The following is a 26,731-nucleotide window of genomic DNA, read 5'->3' on the forward strand; positions in this document are numbered from 1 at the left end:
CCTCCTGATAGTTTACTTTTTCTTTTGCCATAATCATTCTTGTTAAAGGTTACGGCGCAAAGATATGGCGGCTAACAACTTATGTCAAGGCGGAAAATAGAATGGTTACCAATATGTCTGAAAATCTTTGTTCTCTGTTTCTTACTACTTGTTTTAATGGTTGTACATTGCAAAACTAAGAAACATTTTTTAGAATTGAAAGAATCTTATCAGAAAATATGACCGGACTGCTTTAATATTTACTAATGAATACTCATTTCAATACACCTGTGATGATATTTATTCATATAGTTGATGCATTTTTTGAATAGTTGCTCCAATTTGAATTCTGAACCATTGAGGCTTCAAGACTTCTACAAAATCTCCATGTGATAAGATGGCTTGGCAGAAATCATAAGTAGGGCGCAATCTATAATTAAAAATGGAATAGTTGCTGTGTGTTTCACTTTCTTTTTGAGAATGGTGCAACGGGAGAGAACGGAAGTATTTGCATTGATTTCCATATACTTTTATGCTGATTTTTTCTACGTCATATTCTTCATCAACAATAACCCCGAAGCTATTATCGAAGTAGACTTTAGGGTTAAAAGTTTGAGGATACTCGAACGGTAAGTCTGTTTGTTCCATTTCGAGTATCCGATCAAGAGAGTAGATCAATACTTTGTCATAATACGGACTTCTTGCTGCCACATACCAACGTTGTTTGAAGGTCTTTATACAATAAGGTTCAATTTGAAATGTACATGATTTATCCTGCCAATGGCCTTGGTATGTTATTTCCAACGTTATATGATTATCAATAGCTTCAATGATTGGTATCAGATACTGTTCTCCTGAAGGATATTCTTCCAGTAGTATTTTATCTCTTAATTTATGGTTTTCGTTAAGGACTGTATTGACTGCAAATATATTTAACAGCCATTTTCTGAGTCCTTCTTTTTTAAGTTCTTCGGTGTTTTCTATATAATAATTGCATCCGTTGTGTCTATCGCATTCTATGTTAATGTCGAATAGTTCTTCAATGGCTTTCCGGTGATTGTGAAAAGTTCTATTTGGGATTTTCTCTCCGTTACTCATTTCACACCGCAGCCATTTACGGTTAATTTCATCTAATGTTATTGTTCCAGCCCGATAGATTGTATCTACTAACCAGAGATATTTATTAAAAAGATCTTTTGCCATAAAGAAATTAGTCTATCCGTTTTATATTAACGTTGCAAAGATCAGAATACTATGTGCCAAAACAAGGCACAATCTATATTTATTTCTTTTTCCACTCCTGATAGGAAATCAGCAGCCCCACTACTTCCGAGTAGTTCTGCCGTCCGCTTTCTATCTTATTCCCTTTCAGATAAAGATCGTATATCCAATCCTGCACAGCACCGACCACAGGGCTATACTTGGCAGCCCAATACGCCTGGTTATTCTTAGCCAATTCGATAATTTCCGGTCGGATGCGTTTAAACAGTCGGGTGTATTCTTCTTCCGGTAGTAATCTTTGCGCATTTCCCAATACATGTCCCAATATAGAAAAATATCCGGAAAAACGGATTCCCATCGCTTCTGAACGGGTGCAAACCTGATAAGCATAGAAATTAGCTTCCGCTTCGCTGGTGATACCTAATAAATGGGCTAGTTCGTGAGCATAAGTGGCCGGATAATTAACGGGAAGCAAATCTCCGTTGAGTGTAAACTCGCAGAAGAAAGGCCCCATGCTACCCGTTACCCCTACCATCGAAATGAAGGGAGTGAATAACATTGTTTTTACTCTCGGATGCTCGTGTGGAGGGCGATGTACGCCCAGACTATCACTTAACTGATGATAGATTCGCACAGTTTCCTCTCGTATCAAATCTTGATTGATACTATTGACAGGAGTATACGAGCGGTTCAGTTGAGTAATATAATCATCTACGAATTCTTGGAAAATCTCGGGAGTATAGGCGGTATACGGGATTTCTGTTCGTTGATAGAAATTTTTCTGCGAGTAGTTCAGGCCCCATGCCAGATAGAACCATACATAAATCCATAATAAGTATTCCCCGTCGCGCAATAAGATTTTCTTCCAAGGCAACTGCTTGCGGAGACGGGCATAAAAGGGATAAACAATCACGCCTGTGATGCTAAGGAAAATAAATAAATCCCCTATGGCAAAAGGAAATAAACCGGAAAAAAACGACAGGACGTAGGAGATAAGGGGATAGATTGTTTGAGAATAGATCGTTGCCAGAGCAGGAATCCATTGCGTTAGCCACACCAGGATTAATAATGCTCCTAAGGCTAAATATCTTACATTTGGCTTATTTTTCATCATTTGTATAAAATCAGTCAACAAAAATATGCATTTAATAAACGTTGCGCGAAAAAATACCTCTATATTTGCAAAAAATCTGTTAACAGTGACTTTGTGTACCTGCGTAATCAGAGAAAGTTATTCAACATAAACCGGATAAGATGGCTACATCAGAAGAAATAGAAAAGTATTGCAGGAATTGCGTGTCACGTGATTTTGTGAACGGAAAAGGACTCGTTTGTAAACGTACCGGAGAACTTCCCGCTTTTGAAGAAGAATGTGACAGTTTTGAGCAAGATAAGGAACTGGAAAGATTAGCGCCTCCCAAGCCGGAAGACTTTCCGGTATCCATGACAGAAGAGGAAATGCTTGCCGAAGAGAACCTGCCCAAAGGAGTATTGTGTGCAGTTGTCGCATGCATCGTTGGTGCGGTGGCATGGGGGCTGATCTCCGTTTCTACAGGTCGTCAGATTGGGTTTATGCCCATTGCTATCGGATTCATGGTAGGTTTTGCGATGCGGCAGGGCAAGGGAATACGTCCCATTTTTGGAATTATCGGTGCGGCATTATCTCTGGTTAGTTGCATCTTAGGTGATTTCTTGTCTATTATCGGATATATCTCCCAAGATTATGAAATGGGTTATTTTCAAGTCCTGGCAGGTGTAGACTATGGAGAGATATTCTCTATTCTGTTGAAAAATGTAATGTCGATGACTGCCCTGTTCTACGGATTCGCTCTTTATGAGGGATATAAATTCTCTTTCCGTGCACAGAAACACCCCGAGGGTGGTAAGATTTGAATTTAAATTATTAATTTTGCACCCGTTATTTTTAGAATATACATTATCATATACATAAAACAATATGGAATTAGCAAGTAAGTACAATCCCGCTGACGTGGAGGGAAAGTGGTACCAGTATTGGCTGGACCACAAATTATTCAGTTCAAAACCCGATGGCCGTGAACCTTACACCATCGTCATCCCGCCCCCGAACGTCACCGGTGTGTTACACATGGGACACATGCTTAATAATACCATCCAGGATATTTTAGTTCGTCGTGCCCGTATGGAAGGCAAGAATGCTTGCTGGGTGCCGGGAACTGACCACGCTTCTATTGCTACCGAAGCTAAAGTTGTAAACAAACTCGCTTCTCAAGGTATCAAGAAAACCGATCTATCTCGTGACGAATTCTTGAAACATGCCTGGGAATGGACAGACGAGCACGGTGGTATTATCCTGAAACAACTCCGTAAACTCGGCGCATCCTGCGATTGGGATCGTACTGCTTTCACTATGGATGAGAAACGTAGCGAAAGTGTAATCAAGGTATTTGTCGATCTGTTCGATAAAGGATTGATCTACCGGGGCGTCCGCATGGTAAACTGGGACCCGAAAGCCTTGACTGCCCTTTCTGACGAGGAAGTAATCTACAAGGAAGAACACGGAAAACTGTATTACCTTCGCTATAAAGTAGAAGGTGATCCGGAAGGTCGCTACGCGGTTGTTGCAACAACCCGTCCTGAAACAATTATGGGTGATACGGCTATGTGTATCAATCCGAACGACCCGAAGAACGAATGGCTGAAAGGAAAGAAAGTGATCGTTCCGCTGGTAAACCGTGTCATTCCTGTGATTGAGGATGATTATGTAGACATCGAATTCGGTACGGGTTGTCTGAAAGTAACCCCGGCCCATGATGTAAACGACTATATGCTGGGTGAAAAATACAACTTGCCTAGTATCGATATTTTCAATGACAACGGTACATTGAGCGAAGCTGCCGGTATGTATATCGGTATGGACCGTTCGATGTTCGTAAACAAATAGAGAAAGACCTCGAAGCTGCCGGATTGCTCGAAAAAATAGAAGCCTATACTAATAAGGTAGGATATTCGGAACGTACCAACGTTGTGATCGAACCGAAATTGTCTATGCAATGGTTCCTCAAGATGCAACATTTTGCAGATATGGCATTGCCTCCGGTAATGAACGACGATCTGAAATTCTACCCTGCCAAATACAAGAATACCTACCGTCACTGGATGGAAAACATCAAAGACTGGTGTATCAGCCGTCAGTTGTGGTGGGGACATCGTATTCCTGCATACTTCCTGCCGGAAGGTGGTTATGTAGTAGCCGCTACTCCCGAGGAAGCTCTGGCAAAAGCAAAAGAAAAGACGGGTAATGCCGCCCTGACAATGGAAGACCTTCGTCAGGATGAAGATTGCCTGGACACTTGGTTCTCTTCCTGGTTGTGGCCTATCTCTTTGTTCGACGGAATCAACAACCCGGGCAACGAAGAAATCAAATACTACTATCCGACAAGCGACCTTGTGACAGGACCGGACATTATCTTCTTCTGGGTAGCCCGTATGATTATGGCAGGCTACGAATACGAGGGACAGATGCCGTTTAAGAACGTATACTTCACAGGAATTGTTCGTGATAAACAGGGACGTAAGATGTCTAAATCGCTCGGTAACTCTCCCGATCCATTGGAACTGATTGAAAAATATGGTGCCGACGGTGTACGTATGGGTATGATGCTTTCAGCTCCTGCCGGAAACGACATTCTTTTCGACGACGCCCTTTGTGAACAGGGACGTAACTTCTGCAACAAGATATGGAATGCTTTCCGTCTGATTAAAGGATGGACTAATGGCAAAGGTTCCATTCCGGTTCCACCCGAGGCTCATCTGGCTGTTCAATGGTTCGACCAGAGACTGGATGCAGCTGCGGTTGAAGTTGCCGATTTGTTCTCTAAATATCGTTTGAGCGAAGCATTGATGTTGGTTTACAAACTGTTCTGGGATGAGTTCTCTTCCTGGTTGCTGGAAATTGTGAAACCTGCTTATGGACAGCCCATTAATGGCTTTATTTATAGTATGGTGCTTAGTTCTTTCGAACGTCTGCTTGAGTTGCTGCATCCTTTCATGCCGTTTATCACAGAAGAACTGTGGCAACAACTGCGTGAGCGCGAACCGGGTGCAAGTTTGATGGTTACTCTCATGAAGGAGCCTCTTGAGGTAAACGAGAAATTCCTGCAAGAATTTGAATTGGCTAAGGAAATTATCAGCAATGTTCGCAGTATTCGTTTGCAGAAGAATATTGCTTTGAAGGAACAACTCGAATTGCAGGTTGTGGATAGTCATCCGGTAGAAAAAATGAATCCGGTGATTATCAAGATGTGTAACCTTTCTGCTATTAATGTAGTATTCAAAAAAGCAGAAGGTGCTGCTTCTTTCATGGTTGGAACGACAGAATTTGCCGTACCATTGATTGACATGATTGATATAGATGCGGAAATCACTCGTCTATTGGCCGAACTTAAACATAAGGAAAGCTTCCTGCAAGGCATCGTGAAGAAATTGAGCAACGAGAAATTCGTGAACAATGCTCCGGCAGCCGTCATAGAACTTGAACGCAAGAAACAGGCGGATGCGGAAAGTATCATTCGTTCTTTGAAAGAAAGCCTTACTATCTTGTTGAAGAAATAACTCTTTGATACCTGGTTTTATATAATATAAGGCATCTCAATTAATTTTGAGATGCCTTTTTTTTGCGAAATAGAAATAAATACTACCTTTGCCGTAGCTATTATAGAACATCACAAATGAAACAAGTACTCCGAACCATCTCATTCTTAGGCTTATTCCTTTTTATAGAAGGATTCTTATTATCTGTGTCAGCCCGAACTGAAACAACAAATAAAGAAGTACTGGTTTTAAACTCTATTAATTTTAATCTGCCTTGGGCTAAAAACTTTTATTGGTGCATACACGATGCTCTTCAGAAGCAGGGGATATCTGCCAAAGCGGAATCTCTTTCCGTACCAGCTTTGGTGAATAAGATGGAAGCAGATGCCGTAGTCACCCATTTGCGTGAGAAATACCCGGTAGCTCCCGCTGCCATTGTCCTGATTGGAGATCCGGGATGGATTGTCTGCCGTGAACTGTTTGATGACGTATGGAAAGACGTTCCGGTAATAGTGACAAATGCCCGCGACCGCCTGCCTGCTTCTCTCGACGTTTTGCTGTCTCATGCTCCACTAACAGAAACCAATAGTGTCCCCGGTGAAGAATGGAGAAGAGGCTATAATCTGACACTTTTAAAGCAGCATTATTATGTGAAGGAAACAGTGGAACTGATTTATAAACTAATACCGGATATGCAACGTCTGGCATTTATTTCAGACGACAGATATATTAGTGAAGAAACCCGTAGAGATGTAAAGGAAGCCGTCGAAGAGAATTTTCCGGATTTACGTTTGGATCTGCTTTCTACCACTCAATTATCGACAGAAATGTTGCTGGATACCCTGCATAGTTATAAACCTAATACAGGGATTATTTACTATTCCTGGTTTGAGTCTCATAATGAAAATGATAACAACTACCTTTTCGACCACATACAGGAAATTATAACCAATTTTACTCCCTCACCTCTGTTTTTGCTATCTCCCGAAAATTTATCGAACAATACTTTCGCAGGAGGATATTATGTATCGACGGAGTCTTTTTGCGATTCTTTGCTGGAAATCCTGAATCGCATATTGAATGGAGAACAAGCCCGCAATATCCCGGGTGGAGTGGGAGGGGAAGGAAATTCCTATCTTTGTTATCCTGTATTAAAGTCTTATAATATTCCGTCAAGTCGTTATCCCGACGATGCAGTATATATTGATAAACCTCAAACTTTTTTTCAGCAACACTATGTTAAGATTATTGCTAGTTCTGTTTTTCTATTACTTTTGATAGCTGCTATTGTCTATTATATTCGTATTCTTCGGAAAGCGTATAGCCGTTTGAGTGAAGCGGTGGAGAAAGCGGAGCAGGCTAATCAATTGAAATCTGCCTTTTTGGCGAACATGAGCCATGAAATACGTACTCCTTTGAACGCAATCGTGGGCTTTTCAAATATGCTTCCCCATACAGAAGATCCTGTCGAAATGCGCGAGTACGCAGATATCATCGAAACAAATACCGACTTATTGCTCCAATTAATTAATGATATTCTGGATTTGTCGAAGATTGAAGCCGGAACATTTGATTTCTATCCTTCCTCGATCGATGTTAATCAGACAATGGAGGAAATCGAACAAAGTATGCGGTTACGTTTGAAAAACAGTGATGTTACCCTTGCATTTACCGAACGCTTGCCGGGTTGTCTTTTTTATATTGATAAGAATCGACTGATACAATTGCTTGCCAACTTTGTCAATAACGCTATCAAATTTACTCAAACAGGCACTATCTGTATGGGGTATCGTATGACAGACACCGATACTATTTATTTTTATGTATCAGATACCGGCTGTGGTATGTCAAACGAACAGTGTGAACATGTTTTCGAACGATTCGTAAAATATAACCCATTCATTCAAGGTACCGGCTTAGGACTTTCCATCTGTCGTACGATTGTTGAGCGTCTCGGGGGGAAATAGGAGTAGATTCAGAAGAAGGGAAAGGATCTACTTTCTGGTTTACGCTTCCTTATAGAAAGAGATGAAGTTAGTTAATAGATAAGTTACTGTCTCCTTATTGCAAACTTCCTTTTCCTTGCTGCCAAAGTTGTTTTTGTCTAAGAGAAATCTATAAACGGAAGCTTTGTTTTTATAAATGAAACTTGCATTTATAAAAATGAAGGTTGCATTTATATAATTGGAACTTTCGTTTATAGTTTGTTCCAGGTCAAAGGGAACTTTAGTCTTAGAGGAACGTAAGTTTATCTTTAATACAACGCAAGTTATCTATTAATACTTTAGCTGACAGGTAATAGCCAAATGAAATAATATTGGTGGTTACTTATATGTTTCGTCTCTCTAGGGAAATAAGAGAGGTAGTAGTAACGGGAGGTAATCTTTCAAATCCACGCGCAGTTGCTTTAACGCTTGTTGAATACGGTAATCTATTGTTTTGGGCGATACCCCCAGTGTTTCTGCAATCTCCTTGTAACTCATATCCCGGAATCGGTGCATCACAAAAGCTTCCCGATAACTTTCGGGCAATGCCGCGACAGCATCTTCAATCCGTTTTGCAAGTTCTTCAATCTGATAATAGTCCGTATCTTGCAGCATTTCCTGCATTTCTTCATAAAAGCGGGTATCCGCCCGTTGGGTGGCATCGATATGTGCAAGCTTGTTCAAAGCCCTGCGATACACCATCTTAAAAAGATAAGAATTAAGAGAAGACTCGATAACCAGTGTTTCCCGATTTTCCCAAATCCATAAAAGAGAATCCTCTACAATCTCTTCTGCATCTTCCAACTCGACAAACCGGTGACCATACGCGCACAGCATCGGATAATATCTCCGAAACAGTGTATCGAACGCTTTTTGATCTCCGCGTTGAACGGCTGATAATAGAAAATCATTGTCTGATTGATAAGTTCCTTTCATGTATTAGCTCCATAATTTAACTGCAAATATAGCTTTTTTAGATAGAAACAGAGATTTTTTGAAAAAAAATGGTTTTTAGTTTAGGAGTCTTCCTATTTTCCCTTGTCTTATAGTAAAAGGCAATAAAAATAGATATGGATAAAACAGATAGAAATACGATAGAAGAACTGCTTCCCCGTTATTGTGGAGGGGTGGCAACGGAAGAAGAACGTCTGCAAGTTGAGATGTGGATGAGTGAATCGGACGAAAATCGACGGATGGCAAAACAGATACATGCTCTTTATCTTGCCACGGATACAGTTAATGTTATGAAGAAAGTCGATACGGAGAAAGCATTGTTGAAGGTGAAAAGTAGAATGTCGGGTAACAGACACAAGGGAACGATGTGGTGGCAATGGGCACAACGTGCGGCAGCAATTTTGTTCATTCCACTTCTCGTTACATTGATGCTCCAGTATTGGGGAGGAAACGAACAGGAATTGGCACAAATCATGGAAGTGAAAACAAATCCTGGGATGATGACCTCATTGACCCTGCCCGATGGTACGCTTGTTTACCTGAATTCGGAATCAACACTAAGTTATCCTTCACGTTTCGATAATGATACAAGAAATGTGACTTTACAGGGAGAAGCTTATTTTGAAGTGGCTAAGAATCCGGAAAAGAAATTTATAGTCTCCACTTCCCATCAATCACAAATAGAAGTACTGGGAACTCATTTTAATGTAGAGGCTTACGAGAAAGAAGATCGGATTTCAGCGACATTGGTAGAAGGAAAGATCGGTTTTATTTATAAATCAAATGATGTCTCGAAAAAAGTGATGATGGATCCGGGACAGAAATTGGTCTATGATTCAAAAGATAATAAGGTTCAGCTTTATGCCACTTCCGGAGAATCGGAGATTGCCTGGAAAGAAGGTAAGATTATATTCAGAAATACTCCTTTGGAAGAAGGCCTGCGAATGTTGGAAAAACGGTATAATGTGGAATTCATTATTAAAAACGATCGTTTGAAAGGAGATTCATTTACGGGAACATTTACCAACCAACGCCTGGAACGTATCCTTGAATACTTCCAGCTTTCTTCTCAAATCCGCTGGCGGTATCTTGATTCGGCGGATATGAAGGATGAAAAGAGCAAAATAGAAATATACTGATTGATTAACCTTAAAACAAAAAATGCAATGAAAGACAGAGCCCCTTAATTAAAAAACATACGGGATGATATTGGCGTATCTTCCCGTATGGAAATCGGTAAATCTTTTTGATGCTTGTTTGGCGACAAGCTTAGATAAACTTTTTATTAACTTTAAGTCATCACAAATTTATGCAAAATTATTTTAGCATCCAATTTTTATGGGTGGTAAAGTCGCTTTGGCGAGTTTCTAACAAAATCCCATTATCTATGAGACTTTTGATTTTATTCTTGGTATGCTCTATCGGGCTATGTTATGCGTCCGATAGTTATGCACAAAAAACTTTAATCAGTATTGATGTACACAATCAGCGGGTGGAGGATATTTTAAAAGAGATTGAAGAGCAGTCTGATTTTGATTTCTTTTTCAATAACAAACATGTGGATTTGAATCGCCGCGTATCTATATCAGTTGATAGAAGTAATATATTTAGTGTGCTTAAGGAAGTTTTTGCTGGCACTAATGTGCGATATTCAGTGCTAGACAAGAAGATTATACTGTCTGTTGAGGTACAGTCACCGCAACAGGAAAAGAAAATGATTGTATCTGGTATCATATCGGATGTACAGGGAGAGCCGGTAATAGGTGCCAGTATTCAGGAAAAAGGAGTGGTCGGGAAAGGTACAGTTTCCGATTTGGATGGAAAATTTAAGTTGACGGTTGCCTCCGATGCCATATTGGTGATTTCATATATTGGCTTTCAGTCTCTTGAAGTAAAGGTGGGAAACCGTACAAACTTGTCAGTGGTATTGAAAGAAGATCATCAGTTGCTGGATGAGGTAGTCGTTATCGGTTATGGAACGATGGAGAAACGTGCAGTGACCAGTTCCATCACTTCCATATCATCCAAAGATTTAGTGACTGGAATGGGAGGCTCCACTATTGCGACAGCTTTAAAGGGTAAAATCTCCGGTATGAATGTTTCCGAGACTTCCAGTCCGAATGCTTCTGCCAGTTTCCAGCTGCGTGGAGTAGCGTCCATCAATGCTTCCTCTTCTCCTTTGATTGTGATAGACGGAATTCCCGGAGGTGATTTACGTTCTATCAGTCAGGAAGATATTCAGTCTATTGATGTATTGAAAGATGCCTCTGCAGGTGCTATTTACGGAACAAGAGCAGCCGGTGGTGTCATCTTAGTGACTACCAAGAAAGCAAAAGAAGGTCCCATAACCTTATCATATACGGGCGAACTCTCTACCGAGCAAGTTTCCAGGAGACCGCAGGTCCTTGATCGTGATGCTTTCGTTAGGTTCGGAGTAGGAACAGATTTAGGGGCATCCACCGACTGGTACGGTGAACTTTTGAATGAAGGAGCACTCTCCCAACGCCATGTTGTCAACCTCTCGGGCGGCGGCCATACAGCTAAAATATATGCTACTATTATGGCACAGGATCAAAAAGGTATCGCAATTGGTGACAACCGTAAAGACTATTCGGGGCGCATCAATGCAAATTTTAACCTTCTCGATGATTTGCTGGAAATAGGCTTGCACACAGAATACCGGGAAGCACACCGGGATCAGCGGAGCAGTAGTTCCTATTTCGACATGGCATTGAAGATGAATCCGACGGAACATGTATATGACAGCACTAGTGAAACAGGATATAATGTATTGGTTGGTGGTAGTGAATATTACAATCCTTTAGCAGAAGTAATGTTGAAACAGGCAGATAATGTTGATAAATGGCTGAAGGCGGATGCAACGGTAAAGCTCAATTTGCCTGCCGGATTCTCGGCACAAGCCACTCTTGGCTGGGAAGATCGCCAGTATCAGCAGACACATTATACGTCCGCATTACACAGAACCTCTTTAAATGGAAGTTATAAAGGAAGAGGATTTCATGCATATAGCAAAACAGTCAATGTCTCTTTTGAACCTACCATCAATTTTATGCGTGTTTTTGCAGACGACCATACGGTTAGTGCGGTAGCCGGATATAGTTATTGGGAAAATAACTCTGAAAACTTTAATATGACTAACTACGATTTTCCTGTGGATGGAGTAGGGGCTTGGGATATGGGGACAGGTAGCTGGCTTTCCGACGGAAAGGCGGCAATGTCTTCCCACAAATATCCCCGTGAACGTCTTATCTCATTCTTTGGTCGGGCGAATTATAGCTATAAAGACCGCTATATGCTTACAGGAAGTGTTCGCCACGAGGGCTCGTCAAAATTCGGAAAGAATCATCGTTGGGGAACATTTTGGGCAGTATCAGGCGGATGGCGTATATCCAATGAGGCATTTCTGCGTGACGTCAGTTTTCTCGATGACCTTAAAGTACGCGTTGGTTACGGTGTAACGGGAAATAACAATTTCTCTGCAGGAGCATCCACTGCCATGTATTCTTCCAATTCAATGTGGCCGTATAACGGTACATGGATCACCTCTTATGGACCGGCCCGTAACGTCAATTATGACTTGCACTGGGAAAAGAAAGCAGAGCTTAACATCGGCTTGGATTATGCATTTCTGAATAACCGTCTTTTTGGTAAGTTTGATATCTATAAGAGAAGAGTTTCCGGAATGTTATATAATATCAACGTTCCCAATCCTCCCGCTGTTTATGAAACAACCACCATGAATTACGGTAATCTTGAGAATACCGGATGGGAGTTCGAGATAGGAGGAGTACCTGTCAAAACCAGAAACTTTAATTGGACAACTACTATGCGCCTATCACACTCCTCCTCCAAAATTACCTCTTTGTGGGGCAATAATACCTATCAGGATCGTGTAGGATTTCCGTCACCGGGTACAAACGGATCAGCCGGTAGAATTGAGGCCGGAACAAAAATCGGCAGCTATTACATCTGGAAATATGCTGGTATCACGGACAATGGCAGGTGGCTTCTGTATGATAAGAATGACAATGTAATCCTTAGCGATAAAAAAACGTATGACGACAAACGATATATCGGCAATGCCATTCCTGTATTGATGGTATCATGGGATCATACCTTCACTTACAAAAATCTCTCTTTAGGCATCAACCTGCGTAGCTGGATCGATTTCGATGTGTTCAATACCATAAATATGTACTATGGACTTTCTGAAGTGGCAGGCCAGAATGTTCTTCGCAACGCATACATTGATAACCGGCACATCAAAGAAGTAAAGCAACTTTGCGATTACTGGCTTGAGGATGGTACATTCTTGAAGATTGATGCCATTAGCCTGGGGTATTCTCTTAACATGAAAAAATGGCAAAAGTATATAGATAAGATTGATCTTTACCTGACCGTCCGTAACGTTGCCTGTTTCACAAAATATTCAGGATTGAATCCGGAAGTGAATGTGAACGGTTTGGATCCCGGTTATGAATGGTTTAATAATATTTACCCTGAAACTCGTAGATATACCTTTGGTATGAAAATCCAATTCTAATAGTAAAGTACCTATAAACTAATATAATGATATGAGACGAAATATTCTAATTATAATCTCTTTCCTCACCCTTCTGGTGGCCTCCGGTTGTACTAATCTGGATGAGAAGTGGTATTCCGAAGTAACTCCGGATACTTATTTCACATCTAAGGAAACTGTCTACTCTTTTCTGGTACGCTCTTTCACGCACTGGCGTTGGTTTCACGGATTCGACCGTGCCATTCTTCAGGAATGTACAACAGACGAGATGTGTGTCACACAAAAAGGAATACATTACAATGATGTCCGATACGCCCAGCTGCAACACCATGACTGGACACCACTTCACCCCAACAACGAAGAAACATGGCGTGGAGTAGGTATGGGAGTAGCCATGGCTTTAGCCTGTAAAGAAGACTTAGCTGGTGTAGACTATGTTTCATTAGGTATGACGGAAGAACTGAAGGCAGATCATCAGATGCAGCTCCAGACATTAGTGGCCTATTTCTATTTGAGAGGACTTGATTTCTATGGCGGTATGCTATTTACCGACGCTCTACCACAGAGGAATCTCCACGTTCCACAGCACGGGAAACCTTTAATTATGTGGAAGAACTCCTGCTTGCCGCCATCCCCAAACTAGAGAAAAAAACAGCAGATATGCTGGAAGAAGGTTACTTACGCCAGGGAACCGCGGCTGCTCTACTTGCTCAATTATATTTTAATGCAGAAGTCTATACAGGGGAAAGTCGCTTTGCTGAATGTGCGCAGATTTGTCAGGATTTACTAGACGGTAAATACGGCTATTACGAGTTGGAAGAAGACTGGTTCGGTCCTTTCACCTTCGAAAATAACAAGTCGAAAGAAGTGATGTGGTCCGTTCAGTCGCAATATGCAAAAGGAACTCTGTTTCAGTGGCAGTTCGAACGTTATAATCATTATAATGCGAAGAACTATTTCGATCTTAGCGGCTATTCCTCTACGAACGGTATGCATCTCCAACCATCTCTGAAACCCAATGGTGATCCTTATACGGACAAACTCGGACGTCCTTTTGCCAAGTTTCATGCGAAAGACCTTCGTAAGAAATTGTATGTATATAAAGGAAATGGCAAATACGAAGGAATGTTTCTTTACGGAAAATTACAACGTATATCAAGAAGTGGAACAGAGGTGAAATGTACGGGACTGTATGAATACCCGGGTGAGGTTCTTGAATTTGTTGACCAGGTAGCACAATTTAAGAAAGTGAAAGACGGAGAATATTCTTCCGTAAATGAACTTCCTTCCAATATAAGTACCGGAGAAGAGAATTCGGGAATACGTTTGTGCAAACTGCCGGTGCCGGACAATACAGACAAGACACTTGCTTTTAATCCTGACTATCCGGTTCTTCGTTTTGCAGAAATCTATTATATGCTTGCCGAATGTAAATACAGAAGCGGATATAAGAAAGAAGCAGCCAATCTTTTCAACGAAGTGCGTAAACGTAACTTTGAGAATGAAGTAGACCCTGATCCGGTGACTGAAACGAATATTGACAAGTATCGGATTCTCGATGAGTGGATGGTCGAATTTCTTGGCGAGCAGCGTCGTCGTACCGATCTTCGTCGTTGGGGCTTATATACAACAGGCACCTGGTGGGATCACAAAGCTACTAATGACGATCATTATGAACTCTTTCCTATTCCGGAAAAGTCAATTTCCGTCAGCAACGTCTTGAGACAGAATCCGGGATATGGAGGCGGCAATGAAATGACGAAAGAGGAAGCCGGTATATACAGTGTTAAACAAATTGATTAATAGAACATTAAAGAATAAAACAATGAATAGTAAGATATTATTTCTAGGAGCCGTTATGATGCTGCCTACATTCGCTAGTTGCCAACAGGAAAAGCCTTTTCCGGATGATGCTGTAGATAAAGTGTATGAATACCTTCCGGAGTGGCAGGCTGGTTATTTGGACATTCATCAGATTAGCACGGGAAGAGGGAATGCAGCCTATCTTATTTTCCCGGACGGGACTACCATGTTGCTGGATGCAGGAGATTTGGGAGTACACACCGGTACCCAGGAGATTATGAAAGCAGTTCCTAATGACTCTAACGGCCTGCTGAATGGATTGCCCAATATATAAAACATTTCTCATTGCCGTTGAAAAATAACGGTGCTATTGATTATGCCTTGCTTACTCACTTCGATACAGACCATATCGGACAGAATGGAAAACTGGCAATCGAAAAAGTAGGGCTGGACTACAAACTTACCGGAATAACTCATGTGGGTAATCTTCTGGATATTTCCACATTGATAGATCGTGGCTACCCTACATACGATTATCCGACAGCGGCTAAAGTTACGGGTGCCCATATCTCAAACTATAAATTATATGTTGCCGCTCGTGACCGGGAAGGTAAAAAGAATGAAGGGTTTGTGACAGGAAGTAACACACAAATCAAACTATTAAAAGCTCCGGGTTCCTATCCTACGTTCGAAGTACGTAATATTGTGGGTAACGGTAAAATTTGGACAGGCAGCGGAACGACTTCCAAAGAGCTTGTGCCATCTACCGCTTCTTCGAGCGAACAGTTGAACGAGAACCGTTGCAGTTGCGGAATACGTATCACATACGGTAATTTCGATTACTTCTCGGGCGGAGATATCCTTGGAGTGGAAAAAGCGCCGGAATGGTTTGACATAGAAACACCTGTTGCTACATTGCTGGGCGAAACAGATGTGGTAGTGGCCAATCATCATGCATACTCTGACGCTATGTGTGATACCTACATTTCCCAAGTGAAAGCGCAAGCCTACGTGATTCCCGTGTGGGATTACTATCATCCTCAACCGGCTCCGCTAAGCCGGATGCTGTCTCAAAGCCTTTATGCCGGTGAACGGTCGGTTTTTGCTGCCGGTATGGTAGACAGTAACAGGAGCAGGCTGGGTGAAGACGGTTTGAAGATAAAACCCGCCGGACATGTTGTTACACGTGTTTATCCGGGAGGAGAGAAGTTTCAGATCTTTGTGTTGAATGATCGAAATGAAGCTTATGAGATACTATATAAAACAGGTGAAATTAAATCTAATAATTGATGAATATGAAAATTAAAGATTCAATAGCCTGGGCAGCTTTTGGGGCTGTGATGGCAATTATCATGTTTCCGTCATGCTCTGACGAAAATGAAGCCGGCATATTGGAAATAACAAATAATGAGATTATTCTTCAGGCTGAAGGTGCTCCGGTTCAGGTTGAAGTGAAATCCAATACCGAGTGGCGCATAGACTTTGCAGAATCAACCTGGTTTTCTACAGATATACGTGGAGCCCAGTCATCAAGAACTTATTTCACGGTGACTTATGATGAAAATATCAGTGATTCCGAACGTTTCTGTGATATTCGTGTGTTTACAAAAGATGGGAAGACTTCGGATGTAATCAAGATAAAACAACTATCCCGTTATCCATTTATAGTTCCTGCCAGTGATAATATGGAACTCTTTACCAAAGGAGGCGAATATAATATGGATATTTCGACCAATGTGCCTGAAACGGATATTGTGATTACGCCGACGGTGGAATGGGTGAAAGAGTATCGGATAAGTGACGGAAAACTTTATTTCAATACGGAAACAAATTCTCAATCACCCCGCACAGGAAGTATCGTATTGAGTTATGACGATCAATACCAACGTAAAGCCACGACTACAATCAACCTGTCGCAAGCATATTCTGAATATGCGAATGCAGAACTTGTCAGCTATCCAACCGTTTATGGTTATCCTGTCGGTGGAATTACTAACAATGTATATATTGAAGGAACGATCGTTGCCACTGGTACATCGAAAAACTTCCCGAACAATCGTTATGTCATTCAGAATGAGACTGGGGAGACAGTGGTATTTGAATCAGAGTCTCTGATTACATTTGCGCAATTTGCCAAAGTCTCATTGTGTTTGAAAGATGGAACGATAAAGGAAGAATCAGAGGCAGCTTTACCTACAGACTGATTAGCGGTATCACTGCCGCCCATGTAATCAGTTCGGAACTTTCCACCTTCACGATTCCTGAAAAAACAATCGCAGAACTAACGGATAATATGGTATTCAGCCTTGTGACTTTAAAAGATGTCGAGATTGCCTCTCCGGTAGGCGCATTTACTAATTTCAAGACTACCGATCCGGGAGCTGCCGACCGTAAGGCGAATAAAAATTATTGGGTGGAGAAATTCCCGGCATACTACAGATACTATCCAACCTGCATCAGAGATAAAAACGGCTCTAATACATATATGCTTACTTCGCTCGATGCTCCTTATGCGCATGAGACACTTCCTAAAGGTTCAGGAACCATCACCGGAATCGTAGCGAAAGTCAAGCTTACCAATTTTGACATCTCCGAAAGCCGGTTGTGTATTCTTCCGCTTCATAGAGAGGACATCAATATCGGTGATATGAACGAGATCACTTCGGTGCTCGTGGAGTGGGATTGTAATGTGCCCGATTGGAAAGAAATAGGTGCTTCTACATTTACGGAGTATCATCCTACAGGTGGAGAAGCATCGCAGTCAAATGCTATTCTTAATAAAGACGGTAATAAGCATTTCCAGCAAACCTATGCAGATTACATATTAGGTTTCCAGGATGATTTCCGGGGAGATATGAATCTTAATACCACAAATGGATATTATGGTCGTATGCAAGGTGGAGCCTTCAATAGTAGGCCATGGTCTACAAGTTCATATTTCTATGTAGATAAAATATCGACAGTGGGGATTTCTACCTCACTTTCTCTTCAGGTTGAAATGAATTCAAGTTGGGGAGGTGGGCCTGTGGCCGTGGTTGAATATGCTTATTCGATGAGTGGTGAATGGGTAAAAGTAGATAATTCTGAATTCACAATCTTGGGACAGTTTGACAGAACGGCTGCAGGAGGGCAGACAGAGAAAAATATTCCGGGTTATAAGGTCTATGATTTTAAACTGCCGGATGCCTTATTGAACCGCGATAATATCTGTATCAGATTGCGACCAGTTCGACTCCCGTCCGGCGTATCAAGCTTCATGCCGCTTCGACTTGCTAATATCTCGATCAAATATAATAAATAATCAATAGGGAAGTATCTATAAAAATAATCGGAAGCAACAGGAAATACCCTGCTTGCTTCCGATTCTCTTTATATAATGATTTCGGATATTTATATTAATCCTGAACGAACTCTATCCTAAAAATGCTGTATATTATTTTTCCAACAACTCTTTTAAGAACTCGTCCAATTCCTTATCCAACCCTTTCAGCAATTCATCGTTCACCAGGATCGTATCATCGTCCACCAATAACAATTCCGCTATGGTTTCTTTCTCTTCGTCCACCAGAACGAAAGAGTAAGGCTTCAGGATAGTCACCTTGTCGAAGTCTCCGGCATCTTTCATTCTGCAAAGAATGTTGCGTAGAGAAGGTTCCACACTTTCAAGGAAATCATCCCCTTCATACGTAGCCCATTCTTCGACCATGATGTTCGCCAGTTCTTCATCATCATCATTGTAAATATTAAGTTGTCCCGATGTCTGGTCCGGTTGGAGATGGATGTCGGTTACAACTGTTTGTTCACAGTTACATGTATATTTAGCGACTGCCTTTTGGATAGCCGATTCGATAATGGATAGTGATTGTTGGCTTAGTTTCATGGGTTCCTTCTTTTTATAAGTTCAAAGGTATAAAAAAAATAAGATTTGATACACAATTTCCTTAAAAATCATCATTAAATCGGCTCATTTGTAATTTTAACTTAGGTAATTGAGCGTTTCTCTCCTTCAATTCGGCTAAATACAAGGACGTAAGATAATAATTCGGCACATCGTCAATGCTGGCCTGAACACTATCTGTGATATTCTTTTTATCAATTTTCTTGGCTAGTTGCTGTGCTTTTTCCGCCCATTCTTCCGCTTTAGCCAGACTATCTTTCATTTCATAATAAACAGCTATGTTGAGAGCTGCCCGCATCTTCTTCTTTTGGTTCTTGGTACCTTCGAAAGCCTGGTTCCAAAGTTCGTATGCATCGTCCCATGAATTTTCGCGTACATAGATGGCAGCATCACGCATGGGAACCGAACCTCCGGTATACAGATACCGTGTTCCTTTTTTCCACATAGGGACGAGATATTTCACCGGAACTGTCCCTGCAAATACCGCCGCTTCCTCCAGCATTTGTTTGTCGCGAATCATACGAGTGGCAGCTTCTACGGCAGTACCTCCAAACTCTTCCCAAAAGATGCTATCATTAGGATGGAGCGTAGTCATCGGGCGGCTACGTTCGGGAAGATACACTTTCACCGTGGGATATACTTTTACGTCTACTGCTCCTTGAAAACAGTTGAACTCATTCAGAAAACGGACAGATTTAGTTGCTTTGAGTTGCAGATTTTCCAGTGCAATGATAAAATCCACTCCCAAACTAGAGGCTAACTGACGGACTTCCTCCTGGCTCAATGTACTTTCGCGGGCTAGTTTATCATTTGCCCGCAAAGCAGAGTCACAGATGACTACTTCTTCAAAATAATTCTGATGTGCGATTTCTTCAGCCAGTGATTCGGTGGCAATCTTGGGATCTCCATTGGCGTATGCGTTGCACGATTTACCAGTGGTGTACCTTCTTTGATCTTTTCAGTCGTTGTTATTAGTTTGTTATCCGGGATATTGCTGGTGTTATTCACGATAGCTACTTTCCGGAGTTGCGGAGGAAAGCTCAAGTCGGCAGGTTGCAGATAATCAATGGAAATCTGTTCCAAACTCTGACAGCTGCCCAGTGTCAGCAGGAAGATAGTGACGAAAGCCAGTGAATAAGATTTTGCCATAGTTTTGTTCTATTTAGTAATTTGAACAAAAGTACAATTTTGGAGGAATAAAAGAAAGTCTCAAACAGTTTTTAACCGTTTGAGACTTTCTTTTGTGTATTGAAACTTGAGATTATACCTTAATGTTAAAAATTAAATAAGGCTTTTGAGCGAAGCTGATTCAAAAATGAGCGCAAAGAAATAGAAACTCCTACTTACCCAACTTTTAACTCTCAACTCTCAACTCTCCCTTCTCAACTTCTTAAAGGTTTTTACCGTGACAGTTCTTATACTTCTTGCCGCTTCCGCATGGGCAAGGATCGTTACGTCCTACAGTCTTTTCTGCACGGATGGGTTCACGTTTCTGCTGTTCACGAGTATCCTGGCTGGCAGCAGCCTGTTGGTTCGGATCACTCAAGTCCTGCTTGTTTTCGCGATACTTGCTCATATCCTGACGTTGTTCAGGAGCAGCCTGACGCACTTCCACACGACGGGCAGCCTGTTCGTCCGGAGCTTCCTGTACAGGAATTTGTCCACGCATCAAGATAGATATAGTCTGGTTGTTGATCTTGTTCACCATGGCGTCGAACAAAGTCACAGATTCCAGTTTATAAATCAACAGCGGGTCTTTCTGTTCGTAGCTTGCGTTCTGTACGGAATGTTTCAGTTCGTCCAGTTCGCGGAGGTTTTCTTTCCATGCTTCGTCGATAACGTGGAGCAGGATTGATTTCTCGAACGATTTCACCACTTCTTTAGATTCCGATTCGTAAGCCGCTTTCAGGTTACAAGAGATATTATACATTCGTTTACCGTCTGTAATAGGAATCAGGATGTTTTCGTACATGTGTCCCTGATTTTCATATACCTGTTTGATAACCGGATTAGCGATCTGTGCCAGACGTTCAGTTTTGCGTTTGAAGTTATCCATCGCAATGTTGAAAGTCTTTTCGGCCAACTTTTCTTTCTTCTCGTTACGGAATTCTTCTTCAGTGAACGGAGTTTCCATCGCCAATGTCTGAAGCAGTTCCATTTGGCAGCCTTCATAATCATTGTTTTCGATAGCATTGGCACAACGGTCCCAAATCATGTTCACGATGTCCATACCGATACGTTCACCCATCAAAGCGTGGCGGCGTTTGGTGTAAACCACTGTACGCTGCTTGTTCATCACGTCGTCATATTCCAACAGACGTTTACGAATACCGAAGTTGTTTTCTTCCACCTTCTTCTGGGCACGTTCGATAGAGTTGGAAATCATCTTGTGCTCGATCATTTCGCCTTCCTGGAAACCAAGTTTGTCCATTACGCTGGCGATACGGTCGGAGGAGAACAGACGCATCAAATCATCTTCCAGTGACACAAAGAATATAGAAGAACCCGGGTCACCCTGACGTCCTGCACGACCACGCAACTGGCGGTCTACACGACGGGATTCGTGACGTTCCGTACCGATGATGGCCAAACCGCCCGCAGCTTTCACTTCCGGACTTAACTTGATGTCGGTACCACGACCAGCCATATTGGTAGCAATGGTTACTGTTCCGCTCAAACCGGCAGTAGCAACGATGTCCGCTTCTTTCTGGTGCAGTTTGGCGTTCAATACCTTGTGCTCAATCTTACGCATGGTAAGCATTTTGCTCAACATTTCGGAGATTTCTACCGAGGTAGTACCCACCAATACCGGACGTCCTGCCTGAACCAATTTTTCGATTTCCTCGATAACAGCTTTATACTTTTCGCGTTTCGTCTTGTAAACGCGGTCGTTCATATCCTTTCTTGCAATCGGACGGTTGGTCGGGATCACGACTACGTCCAATTTGTAGATATCCCAAAGTTCGCCTGCTTCCGTTTCAGCAGTACCGGTCATACCGGACAGTTTGTGATACATACGGAAGTAGTTCTGCAAAGTAATCGTTGCAAAGGTCTGCGTAGCAGCTTCCACTTTCACACGTTCCTTGGCTTCGATAGCCTGGTGCAATCCGTCAGAGTAGCGGCGACCTTCCATGATACGGCCTGTCTGTTCGTCTACAATCTTCACCTGTCCGTCGATCACTACATATTCATCATCTTTCTCGAACATGGTGTAAGCCTTCAACAACTGGTTGATGGTGTGTACACGTTCCGATTTGATGGCATAGTTTGTCAGAAGTTCATCTTTCTTTTCAAGCAGTTGCTCGTTAGTCAGATGTTGGTTTTCCAGTTCCGAAAGTTGTCCGGCGATGTCCGGAAGAACGAACAATGTCGGGTCTTCAGAGTTACCGGTAATCAGGTCTACACCCTTGTCTGTCAGGTCTACACTATTCAGTTTCTCGTCGATTACGAAATACAGCGGATCAGTAACTTCATGCATACGCTTGTTGTTCTGTTCCATGTAGATTTCTTCCGTCTTGAGCATACCTGCCTTGATACCCTGTTCACTAAGGAACTTAATCAAAGCCTTGTTTTTCGGCAATGCCTTGTGGCTGCGGTATAAAGCGAGGAATCCTTCTTCCACCTCTTTCTTATCGTTGGATGCGATCAGTTTCTTAGCTTCGGAGAGATATTTGGTAGCCAATACTTTCTGTGCTTCTACCAGACGTTCTACTAACGGACGGAGTTGCTCGAACAATTGGTCGTCGCCTTTCGGTACAGGACCGGAGATAATCAACGGAGTACGGGCGTCGTCAATCAATACCGAGTCGACCTCATCGACGATGGCATAGTTGTGCTGACGTTGTACAAGGTCTTTCGGGCTGATAGCCATGTTGTCACGCAGGTAGTCGAAACCAAATTCGTTGTTCGTACCGAACGTGATGTCTGCCAGGTATGCCTGACGGCGTGCGTCGGAGTTCGGTTGATGGCGGTCGATACAATCCACGCTCAATCCGTGGAACATATAAAGAGGTCCCATCCATTCGGAGTCACGTTTGGCGAGGTAATCATTCACGGTAACCACGTGCACACCGTTTCCGGTTAGTGCGTTGAGGAATACCGGGAGGGTAGCCACCAATGTTTTACCTTCACCGGTTGCCATTTCCGCAATCTTACCTTTGTGCAGAACGACACCACCAAAAAGCTGTACGTCGTAGTGAACCATGTTCCATACCGTATCGTTTCCACCGGCTATCCAGTGATTCTGATAGATGGCCTTGTCGCCTTCGATGCGTACAAAGTCTTTCGTTGCAGCCAGTTGGCGGTCAAAATCCGTAGCGGTAACAACAATTTCTTCATTTTCTGTGAAACGTTTGGCAGTGGCTTTCACGATAGAAAAAGCAACGGGCAGTACTTCGTCCAGTGCTTTTTCATATTTCTCCAGAATTTCTTTTTCTGTCTTATCGATTTGTGCGAAGACTTCTTCGCGGTCTTCCAGTTCCAGTGTCTCGATGCTTGCCTTCAACTCTTCCACTTTCGCACGTTCGGCGGTAGCGATTCATGGATATATTTTTTGAGTTCTTCCGTTTTGGCACGGAGGGCGTCGTTGTCCAGTTTCTCAACCTCCGGGTAGGCAGCTTTGATCTTTTCCACCCAGGGCTTGATTTCTTTCATGTCTCGTGTGGATTTGTTTCCGAAAATCGAGCTTAAAAATTCATTAAATCCCATGTTATATTATTTAGTTTATTATTTATCTTTTTCTGCACCACAGATTTCACGGATTTACACAGATTTTTTCATATAGAACACGGATCTTTCTTTTTAATCTGTGTGAATCTGTGGGATTTGTGGCGAATAATCTCCGCAAAGTTACATTAAAATGCTGATTTATTTATGTTTTGCTCCCTGTTTTTGTGAGTAAATTTTTACCGTAGGTCGGTAATAGGAGCAGAAGTACAGGCATTGGGAGCCCGGATGCGCATGAAATGTGCCAGTGTGGGCGCAATATGTTCAATGGTTACAGGTGTCTGGATAATGGCCGGTTTTACGGAATGTCCCATGAAAATCAGCGGTGAAGGGATATAAGAATGACGTACCACTTTGTTTTCGCCGCCGTTCTCGTTGACGATGGTCCATCCGGGAAGGACGTCGATTACGAGGTCGCCCGAACGTTTGCGGTGGTAGCCGTTGCGTATTTTATGAATTTCCGGCGTCCATGAACCCAGCAACAGCCGGTTGGCTGAATAGGCTTCGTTCACTCCGCTGAACTGCATCAGGAATTCTGCTGACTTTTGTTGGATCTCTGCCAGATTCAGTTCCTTCTTTTCCAGCAATTTATGATTCAGATAAATCTGCTGGTTGTGGTGAGCTTCCACATACTTTCCTTCGCCATACGTAGCCATCAGGTACATATTCAATAGGGCGGCACAACGGTTGAGATAAAACTCTCCGCCGGGAATCTTGTACAATCCCGAGTCAGCCGATTCGCTGTCCGTATATCCGGTGGAAGTGACGAAAATAAGCACGTTTTGTAGTCCTACTTTCTTGTCGAGCGCTTCGAGCAGGTTTTCGATGCTGCGGTCGAGACGCACGTAGGTGTCTTGTATTTCCATGGCACATTCCTGTACGGATTTATGTGCGTAGTTTCCTGCATAATAAGTGAGTGCCAATAAGTCAGTAATGTCATCCATGCCGATGGAGCTTTTGTTCAATGCTTCTTCGGCAAGTGCGTTCACTTCGTCATTCACAAAAGGGCTGGCGATGAAGCGTCTGTACTTATTGTTACGGTCGTCATCAAATTTATATTTGAAGAGTATATCCCGCCAATCTGGCAGAAAAGTGTACATGCCACGGGGGAATACCGGTTCCCATGTCATACCCGCAATACGGAAATCAATCGCCTGCCGGTCATTGTATTGGCTTGCCCACCACGGAAATTCTCCATAATAGGTCGTTCCGCTCCATTTTCCGGTGTTGGGATTGAGCCAGAAAGCACCGTTTCCGGCATGTCCGGCTGCGAAAAGCGCGGCATCGCAATCGGGGGCGATGGCATATACGAGTCCTTTGCCTTGAGTAGCTATTTTAAGCTCGTCGGCAATGGTGGAAGTCAGTAATTTGGTGGGTGCGGCCGTTTGGTCGGTGTAATATCCCATGAATTCGGTATCGTCCGTACTGTTGACGGGGCGAAGGGTAGAGGCGTCCATCCATCGTTGGGAGATGATTCCGTTCATGGAAGGCGTCGTGCCGCTGTAAATAGCTGCGATGGCAGAAGCACGGTCTACGCCGCAGAAAGTATATTCGGCGTTATGGAACACTCTTCCCTCTTTCCAAAGACGTTTGAAGCCTTTCTCGCCGTAGAGTGACGAAAACGCTTCCAGATAGTCCGTACGCAGTTGGTCGATAGTCAGCCCTACCACTAATTTAGGGGCGGAAGGCAGTGACTGGGCTTGTAGCCCGGTGAAAGTCAGTACGGTGATGAGGGAAGTTAGTAGTCCTTTCATTATTTCTTTTTAGATGTCACAATCAGATTGCTTGCTGAACGTATCAGCAAAACGAGTGCCAAAGGTACAACAGCAAAGTCAAATCTTTGCGGAATTACAGGAAAAAGCACTATAAAAAGTGTTAAAACGACCAGATTCAAGGTCAAGTACCAGCATTTCTTCCCTTTTCGGACACAATATACGATGTAGGGAAGGAAAAGAAGTTGCCCCGGATGGAAAACCAATAACAGGAAATTGGAGCTGACTGCCGGGTGTTGGGAGAAGAGGGCGAGGAAGGCGAGGACGCATCCCACGATACCTGCCATGCCAAAAAGAACAAGGTCGATCCCCCATAATCCGGTTCTCCGGCGGATGCCATAGATCGTGGCGGCGGCTGTCAGTATAAATAAAAGCAACGAGCATTGGAGAGGAGTGGGCATCCAGCCGCTTTCATCCGGTTCGGGAGTGACGTCGATTATCAGTTCGTTGGTTTTGACAAGCGGACGGGAATAGGTATCTGTGGAAATCTGTGCGCCGTCGAAAGCATCCATCAGATAGAAGGGGGCAAACATCATTTGCCGTTGTGTGATGGGCTGGTCGGCTTCGCTTCCGATGCAGAGGTCGATGCCGAAACGCGCCCACGGATGTCCTTTGCAATATTGATGTACGATGTCGCGGAAAGTGCGCGAACCATCCTGCGGTTCCGTCGGATAAACCACCTTTCCTGCAATGCTTTCTTCTATCTTGTCCCGGGGACGGGTGGCGCAATTGTCGTAAAAGAAATTATAGCGGTACACCCGGTTTTCCGGGCGATAATTTTCTTGTAATAACTGGATTAGTTCTGTTTTCTCTTCATCAGTCAGGTTCAGTGTCTGCTGCCACACGCTGCGTCCGTAGAATGCGTATTCAGCCGCAAAATGCTCATAATCCGTTACTCCCAGTTGGTAATCGGTTTCTCCGAGCGAGAAGCGGAAGATGAAGTTAGGAGTGTTGAAACTGAATAATCCGTAATTGAACACAGCGTCAATCCCTTGTGACGGATTTTCATAGCGGATGGCAGTGTGTCCGAACAGGGAATATATTTCTTCTCCGGGAGCGCAAGTCAACAAGCTCAAGCGGATGGAGTCGTTGCTGTTGGCAGGTGCTTGTCCGGCGGACGGAAGCAGCAGGAAGAAGGAGAGGATTGTATATAAGAAAAACCGTTTCATTAGCAGGCTCGTTTTATTTTGGTGGCAAATATAGGAAGAATTGTTGGATTCGGGAAAACGGTGGTTCTGTTTTATCGGAATAGAGTCTCTATTTCATACAAACAGAGGCT

At 42.8% G+C, this 26,731-nt stretch carries 15 protein-coding genes and 4 pseudogenes; 11 read left to right on the forward strand and 8 right to left on the reverse strand.

Annotated elements, in window-relative coordinates; all coding sequences use genetic code 11:
• Window positions 1–279: 279 nt before the first annotated feature.
• Together DXA05_RS20440 and DXA05_RS20445 are read right to left on the reverse strand one after the other, a co-directional pair.
• Window positions 280–1,182 (reverse strand): WYL domain-containing protein, encoded by a 903-nt coding sequence (locus DXA05_RS20440; protein WP_117808970.1) that lies wholly within the window; start codon window positions 1,180–1,182, stop codon window positions 280–282.
• Between the two features lie 79 nt (window positions 1,183–1,261).
• Window positions 1,262–2,314, reverse strand: a complete 1,053-nt coding sequence (locus tag DXA05_RS20445; protein WP_117808969.1) for a DUF3810 domain-containing protein — start codon at window positions 2,312–2,314, stop codon at window positions 1,262–1,264.
• Window positions 2,315–2,454: 140 nt separating this feature from the next.
• On the opposite strand from DXA05_RS20445, the gene DXA05_RS20450 reads away from it, so the two are divergent.
• From DXA05_RS20450 to DXA05_RS20460, 3 genes and pseudogenes are all read left to right on the forward strand, one after another.
• Window positions 2,455–3,093, forward strand: coding sequence for a hypothetical protein (locus DXA05_RS20450; protein WP_074909407.1), 639 nt, complete (start codon window positions 2,455–2,457; stop codon window positions 3,091–3,093).
• Between the two features lie 64 nt (window positions 3,094–3,157).
• Window positions 3,158–5,793 (forward strand): annotated as a pseudogene (locus DXA05_RS20455) (valine--tRNA ligase).
• 116 nt (window positions 5,794–5,909) lie between these two features.
• Window positions 5,910–7,804 (forward strand): annotated as a pseudogene (locus DXA05_RS20460) (ATP-binding protein).
• 313 nt (window positions 7,805–8,117) lie between these two features.
• Here the strand turns inward: DXA05_RS20460 and DXA05_RS20470 are convergent.
• Window positions 8,118–8,693, reverse strand: coding sequence for an RNA polymerase sigma-70 factor (locus DXA05_RS20470; RefSeq protein WP_004315857.1), 576 nt, complete (start codon window positions 8,691–8,693; stop codon window positions 8,118–8,120).
• A gap of 134 nt (window positions 8,694–8,827) precedes the next feature.
• Between DXA05_RS20470 and DXA05_RS20475 the strand changes: the two genes are divergently transcribed.
• From DXA05_RS20475 to DXA05_RS27975, 8 genes are all read left to right on the forward strand, one after another.
• Complete coding sequence (locus DXA05_RS20475) at window positions 8,828–9,850, forward strand: FecR domain-containing protein (protein WP_128859570.1); 1,023 nt, start codon at window positions 8,828–8,830, stop codon at window positions 9,848–9,850.
• 248 nt (window positions 9,851–10,098) lie between these two features.
• Window positions 10,099–13,275: a SusC/RagA family TonB-linked outer membrane protein gene (locus DXA05_RS20480; RefSeq protein ID WP_128859571.1), complete on the forward strand. Its 3,177-nt coding sequence runs from the start codon at window positions 10,099–10,101 to the stop codon at window positions 13,273–13,275.
• A 31-nt stretch (window positions 13,276–13,306) separates the two neighbouring features.
• Window positions 13,307–13,897 carry a hypothetical protein gene (locus DXA05_RS27960; protein ID WP_284515638.1) on the forward strand — a complete coding sequence of 197 codons (591 nt, stop codon included), beginning with the start codon at window positions 13,307–13,309 and terminating at the stop codon, window positions 13,895–13,897.
• Window positions 13,861–15,057, forward strand: coding sequence for a RagB/SusD family nutrient uptake outer membrane protein (locus tag DXA05_RS20485; RefSeq protein WP_284515639.1), 1,197 nt, complete (start codon window positions 13,861–13,863; stop codon window positions 15,055–15,057). Before DXA05_RS27960 ends, DXA05_RS20485 begins: the two co-directional genes overlap by 37 nt.
• A gap of 22 nt (window positions 15,058–15,079) precedes the next feature.
• Window positions 15,080–15,391, forward strand: coding sequence for a hypothetical protein (locus DXA05_RS27965; RefSeq protein ID WP_284515640.1), 312 nt, complete (start codon window positions 15,080–15,082; stop codon window positions 15,389–15,391).
• A gap of 11 nt (window positions 15,392–15,402) precedes the next feature.
• Window positions 15,403–16,347: a hypothetical protein gene (locus DXA05_RS20490; RefSeq protein ID WP_284515641.1), complete on the forward strand. Its 945-nt coding sequence runs from the start codon at window positions 15,403–15,405 to the stop codon at window positions 16,345–16,347.
• A gap of 5 nt (window positions 16,348–16,352) precedes the next feature.
• Window positions 16,353–17,261, forward strand: coding sequence for a hypothetical protein (locus DXA05_RS27970; RefSeq protein WP_284515642.1), 909 nt, complete (start codon window positions 16,353–16,355; stop codon window positions 17,259–17,261).
• Window positions 17,204–18,358: a DUF5689 domain-containing protein gene (locus DXA05_RS27975; protein ID WP_284515643.1), complete on the forward strand. Its 1,155-nt coding sequence runs from the start codon at window positions 17,204–17,206 to the stop codon at window positions 18,356–18,358. The genes DXA05_RS27970 and DXA05_RS27975 overlap by 58 nt, the downstream gene beginning before the upstream one ends.
• Window positions 18,359–18,490: 132 nt before the next feature.
• On the opposite strand, the gene DXA05_RS20500 is transcribed toward DXA05_RS27975, so the two are convergent.
• The 5 genes and pseudogenes from DXA05_RS20500 to DXA05_RS20520 form a co-directional block, all read right to left on the reverse strand.
• Window positions 18,491–18,937: a hypothetical protein gene (locus DXA05_RS20500; protein ID WP_008020975.1), complete on the reverse strand. Its 447-nt coding sequence runs from the start codon at window positions 18,935–18,937 to the stop codon at window positions 18,491–18,493.
• A gap of 61 nt (window positions 18,938–18,998) precedes the next feature.
• Window positions 18,999–20,104 (reverse strand): annotated as a pseudogene (locus DXA05_RS20505) (DUF6340 family protein).
• A gap of 241 nt (window positions 20,105–20,345) precedes the next feature.
• Window positions 20,346–23,662, reverse strand: a pseudogene (gene secA / locus DXA05_RS20510) (preprotein translocase subunit SecA).
• A gap of 197 nt (window positions 23,663–23,859) precedes the next feature.
• Window positions 23,860–25,434 (reverse strand): alkaline phosphatase family protein, encoded by a 1,575-nt coding sequence (locus tag DXA05_RS20515; protein ID WP_087318634.1) that lies wholly within the window; start codon window positions 25,432–25,434, stop codon window positions 23,860–23,862.
• On the reverse strand, window positions 25,434–26,621 hold the full coding sequence (locus tag DXA05_RS20520) for a DUF4105 domain-containing protein (RefSeq protein ID WP_128859572.1): 1,188 nt from the start codon (window positions 26,619–26,621) through the stop codon (window positions 25,434–25,436). Before DXA05_RS20520 ends, DXA05_RS20515 begins: the two co-directional genes overlap by 1 nt.
• Window positions 26,622–26,731: the final 110 nt, after the last annotated feature.

It is taken from the genome of Bacteroides sp. AM54-2NS (genome assembly GCF_003602935.1).
GTDB lineage: Bacteria > Bacteroidota > Bacteroidia > Bacteroidales > Bacteroidaceae > Bacteroides > Bacteroides xylanisolvens.